The organism is Bacteroidota bacterium (assembly GCA_016183775.1).
GTDB lineage: Bacteria > Bacteroidota > Bacteroidia > JABDFU01 > JABDFU01 > JABDFU01.
In genome coordinates this window covers 1-4,902 of the sequence record JACPDY010000112.1, presented here as the reverse complement: position 1 = coordinate 4,902, position 4,902 = coordinate 1, and the positions used below count along the sequence as shown (strand labels likewise).

Annotated in this window: 5 protein-coding genes; all 5 read right to left on the bottom strand. The window is 41.6% G+C overall.

What is annotated here, in order from left to right; all coding sequences use genetic code 11:
• Positions 1–1,768: SprB repeat-containing protein (locus HYU69_13735; protein ID MBI2271400.1), on the bottom strand; the 1,768-nt coding region annotated here is incomplete at its 3' end.
• Between the two features lie 63 nt (positions 1,769–1,831).
• Positions 1,832–2,311 carry a hypothetical protein gene (locus tag HYU69_13730; protein ID MBI2271399.1) on the bottom strand — a complete coding sequence of 160 codons (480 nt, stop codon included), beginning with the start codon at positions 2,309–2,311 and terminating at the stop codon, positions 1,832–1,834.
• Positions 2,312–2,323: 12 nt separating this feature from the next.
• On the bottom strand, positions 2,324–3,109 hold the full coding sequence (locus HYU69_13725) for a T9SS type A sorting domain-containing protein (GenBank protein MBI2271398.1): 786 nt from the start codon (positions 3,107–3,109) through the stop codon (positions 2,324–2,326).
• Positions 3,110–3,159: 50 nt separating this feature from the next.
• Entirely contained in the window at positions 3,160–4,536 is a 1,377-nt protein-coding gene (locus tag HYU69_13720; GenBank protein ID MBI2271397.1) for a hypothetical protein, read from the bottom strand.
• Positions 4,537–4,590: 54 nt separating this feature from the next.
• A partial coding sequence (locus tag HYU69_13715) for a hypothetical protein (protein ID MBI2271396.1) occupies positions 4,591–4,902 on the bottom strand: 312 nt, incomplete at its 5' end.

The window sequence follows — 4,902 nt, the reverse complement described above, 5'->3', positions numbered from 1 at the left end:
TTTGTAAGGTGGAAGTATTTCCATTACCTAAATTCCAGCTGTATGTCAGGCCGGAGCCTGGCATTGAGTTATTTATCATAACTGTGGGATTATTGAAGCATACTGCTTTGCTCGTGAAATTAGCTGTGGGGGCAGGGTTGGAATTTATTGAAATTGTATTTGTTGTGGTACATCCTTTTGCATCGGTAACGGTCAGGGTATAATTACCTATACTTAACCCCGTTGCCAATGAGGTTGTTTGCCCATTGTTCCATTGATAAGTATAGTTCAAGGTTCCTCCGGATACTGTGGTACCTGCAGAACCTAATGCATTTGGGCAAACAGAAGTTCCGCTTATGGTAAGAATTAGCGCCGGGGGTTCTGTGATCGTAATCGATTCAATGGCAGTGCAGTTATTGGCGTCGGTAACGGTAATTGTATATGCTCCCGCAATTAAACCGCTTGCTGTTTGATTGCTTTGTCCGTTGTTCCACAGATAACTATAAGGAGTTGATCCTGCTGATGGCGTTGCTGTTATGGATCCTGTCGGTGAGCCAAAGCATAATACGTCTTTTAGAGCTGATGTTATTGTTGGAGCCGGGTTTAATATTATTAATGCCACTGCCGTATTACTACAGCCATTAGCATCGGTACCGGTAACTGTATAGGTAGCAGCTTGCTGTAGACTGGCTATGGGGTTTGCAATATTTGCATTGCTTAATCCAGTTGTGGGGATCCAACTATATGTAACAGCACCCGATGATCCCATCTGAACACTGCCTCCACCCTTGCAGATAGAACCACCTGTAGCAGATATTACCGGATTTTGATTTACTGTTATTACTGCTACCGCCGTATTGCTACAGCCATCCGCATCTGTTCCCGTTACCGTATAAGTAGTAGTTTGTACAGGAGATAATATCTGAGATGCTCCAGAAAGATTACCCGGCTGCCAGATATAGCTGAGCGCCCCGCCGGAGGAAATAGTTCCGGATTGACCAGTACAAACATTGGCACCAGTGGTGGTTATAGATGGATTTGGATTCACTGTAACTGTAACTGTTGTTGTGGCGTTACAACCGTCAACAGATGTTCCAACAACAGTATACGTTGTAGTAGTTAAAGGGCTCACTGATACTCCGGCAGTCTGCGCTCCTGTATTCCACGAATATGTGGCGGCACCATTAGCCGTAAGGGTAGCTGTGCTGCCTTCGCAAATTTTCTGCGGGATTACTGACAATATAGGTGTCGGATTTACAGTAACAACTACCGTCGCGGTATCACTGCATCCTGAGGTAGTTCCTATTACTGTATAGGTTGTAGTAACAGAAGGGCTCACCGAAATACTAGGGGTCGTATCCCCTGTTGACCATTTATAAGTAGTAGCTCCACTGGCAGAGAGACTATCGCTATCTCCTTTGCAAATAGCAATCGGGGTTATAACCAAAGTAGGTTTCACACAGCAACTTAATGCACATGTTTGCGTAGGCACACAATTCACATTATTTGTGCAAAATGTAACAGAAGGAGGAATGGTGCCCGCACCAGACGGGCGTATATTGGGGTTATTTTGTATGCAAAGATCCACATTTCCGGATATAGCTGTAGTAGCAGCACTTCTGGTAATCCCGTTGCCAACACGTATCTGTCCGTATCCTCCGGATGTTGGTCCGGTAATCTGAGAAAATGCAGTTAGAGAAATGTTATTACCTACATTCACACAACTTCCGCTTTTCACGACAAGATTGGTTTGAGTCGATGTTGAAATATTTCCACCTACACTGACCATACCGGCAAAAGTGATTGTGGCAGTAGTAGCGTTCGAAAAATCTAAATTCCCAACGATTGTAACTTAACCTCCTAAATACCAATCCGGGTGGGTTCCGTTTACACCTTTTACATTTCCACCAACATATAAGCATGCACCTGCATAGTTGTTGACCTTAAAACTTTTTACTCCTGGTATATCTCCACAAATAACCATTGTGCCATAATTATTTACTACGCAATGTACATAAGGGGCCAGGCTGGTGAGGTAATACTGACCCTTATTACATAATACTTCTTTGTCTAAAACACCACCATTGGTGAGTGTTAGCCCACCTCGGATAATACCTTCATTACACAATTTGCCTCCGGAGGATAGGGTTATATTTCCATTGACCACTCCGGTTGGTGTTACGCATACCGAATCCCCGGTCATCACCGTAAGGTTTCCATTATAAACTGTACTGATGGTAATATTACAGGAGCAATTGCATTGTGCTATTGCACTGGATATATATAACTGTACGAATAGCATATAAATAACAAGGGCATAGATTTTTCTCATAAACAAATTAGCTTAATTAACAATTATTTTTTTTTGTGCTGAATGATTTTTAGTCATAATACCTACTGTATATATGCCTTGAGGAAACTCTCTCAGATCAAGAGTTAATTCCCCTGTGTTGACGAAAGAAGTTTTATCTTTTATTTGATTGCCCATTATATCATAAACTGCGATTTTGTACGGCTCAACAGATTTAACCTTCATCGTAAATAACCCGGAGGAGGGATTAGAAAACACATTGAATATTGGGTAAAGTGAATCTGCCTGGTTGACGGATTGGCTGCTGTTTACTGTAACCTGAAGTAATGTGCTGTCTGTGCATCCCAACTCATCCATATAGGCGTATTTAACAGTATGAGTCCCGATACCTGCGAGTGAAGGGTCAAAAGTATTTCCGTTTACACCAGCTCCAAAGAAAACACCTCCCGGAGGGACACCTGTCATTGTCACCGCAGAATCGGTATTTCTATAAACAGTATCCAAACCAGTAATACTTAACAAGTGCCGGTTGCCAACCTGTGCAAATACAACCTGTCGGATACTTTCACATGTCTTGTTAGCTTCGGTCACGATCTCCCAGTCGTACATGTACGGATAGTATTTATCCTGTCCTGTGCCGTATAATTCTATAATATTAGAAATCCTGTAGGGAGAAAAAGAAGGGATTGTATCCCTCCACAGGTAAGGAGTTTTACTGAATAACTTATATCCATAACCAGGTTTTACAGAAAAGTTTAAAACAACTCTGCTTTCGCCGGCGGGTATAAATACCGCGATGGATTCAAGTAGATTATCCAAATTATCAAACAGTTGAAATGTTCTGAGCCTGACAGAATCCGCATATACTTTTATGCTTCGTATGGTAAGAGGAGTAAAACAGTTAAATGTAATGTAGTCTGCACCTGCATGGTATGAAAAGTATCGGCCGCAAATGAAGTAATTGCTGAAACCAAGTACTTTGTTGTAGATGATATCACGGGTGTTACAAAATGGTTACCCTTAAATTGGAAAACCCCGGTCGAATCATACCAATACATTTCACCAAAACCACTTGCTGACAGCGTGGCATTTCCTGTTTGGCAGATTGTATCTGCAGATACCTGGATTATCTTGGGATCAGCAAGTGCAACTATTTTCAAGGTGTCTGAAAGGGCGGTGCCGCATTGATTTGTAACGTTAACGCTATAGTTCCCCTTTTGTTTAACTATAATGGATTGTGTTGTTTCCCCATTCGACCAGAGGTAGGAAGTTCCTAAATTGGCTTTTAATACGATAGAATCTGTTCCTGAACAAAGTACTCTCCCTTGTTTAGTGGAGATGGATGCAACAGGTGTATTGCTTTGTTTCGTCAGGTTTATAGGAACCGCAACCCAGTTATTATTATTATTTGATTCCATGAAGTGATCCATTGGATCCACTTCGACAACCAACCAGTATTGGCCATTACATGTGCCATAAGGGATAGTGATATTCATACCGGGTGTGTTAAAGGGATAGATATCCACATATCCTACAGAGATACTTTGTTCTTTATCGCAACCAGGAGTGCGTATACCCATTCCGTAATTGTTGATATTGGAACTATCAAGTACCTGGTTAGCGTTGTCGCGGCAATATCCGTTGCTTTGTGAACATTCATCAAAATCTGACAGGCAAAAACTGATTTTTGCTGCTTGACCCACTATATCCCATTGCCGGGGATCGGGCGTTAAAGAATTTTTCATGCGAAGACTGACATACAGCCAGTCTTCAACATGCATATGAAGATGAGTATTGTGATATGACATTATTCCTGCTGAAACATCATAGCTGGAAATTGCTGATCCATTTTTCGTGTAGATACGTTGTTTTACAAATATTTTCGGATTACTTCCATCAGGGCAGAGGGTAGGGGCCTTGCCGATAATTGTATCACCGCTGCATACAAAAGTATCTACGGTTAATACATGCAAGGGGCCATATCCTGTATTGGGTGTTGCGCCGGTTACCAGTATTTGACCATTGAAGAGTGTGTTCCCACTTTGCGAATATTCTTTATACCCGTTAACTCCCGTGATCGCAGTATGTGATATAACCAAATCAGGAAGCAACAGGCATGCTGAAGTGCCATCTTCACAAACACACGCTGAACCGTTGTTGAGAGAACATTGAGAATATATTTTACTATCACACAATGTATTTAGTGCTATAAAAACGATCACTTTATTTAGAATTGATCTTCTCATGATGTAATTAATATGACTATTGCTCACAATATTCACTCCGTTTGATTTATACTTTCATTTCACCAAACTCACATGTCCTACATAATTATGTTTCTTATCAAAAATGTCTATGAGTTTAACTTTCCATACATAGACATCCTGCTGAGCAATGTTTCCGCTGTTTGAGTTCAGGTCAGCTCCCCCTGGCATTACTTTTCCATCCCATTTACAGGCAGAAGGCATACCATCCTGACCCATTCTGTCCCAGTCCGTATTTTTCCCAGCGTATTGGCAATCCCAGATCAGGTTGCCCCAACGGTCGAATACCCAAATACCGTATTCCTTTATACCCCTTCCCTTACCAAAGAAATATTCATTCCCCCCATT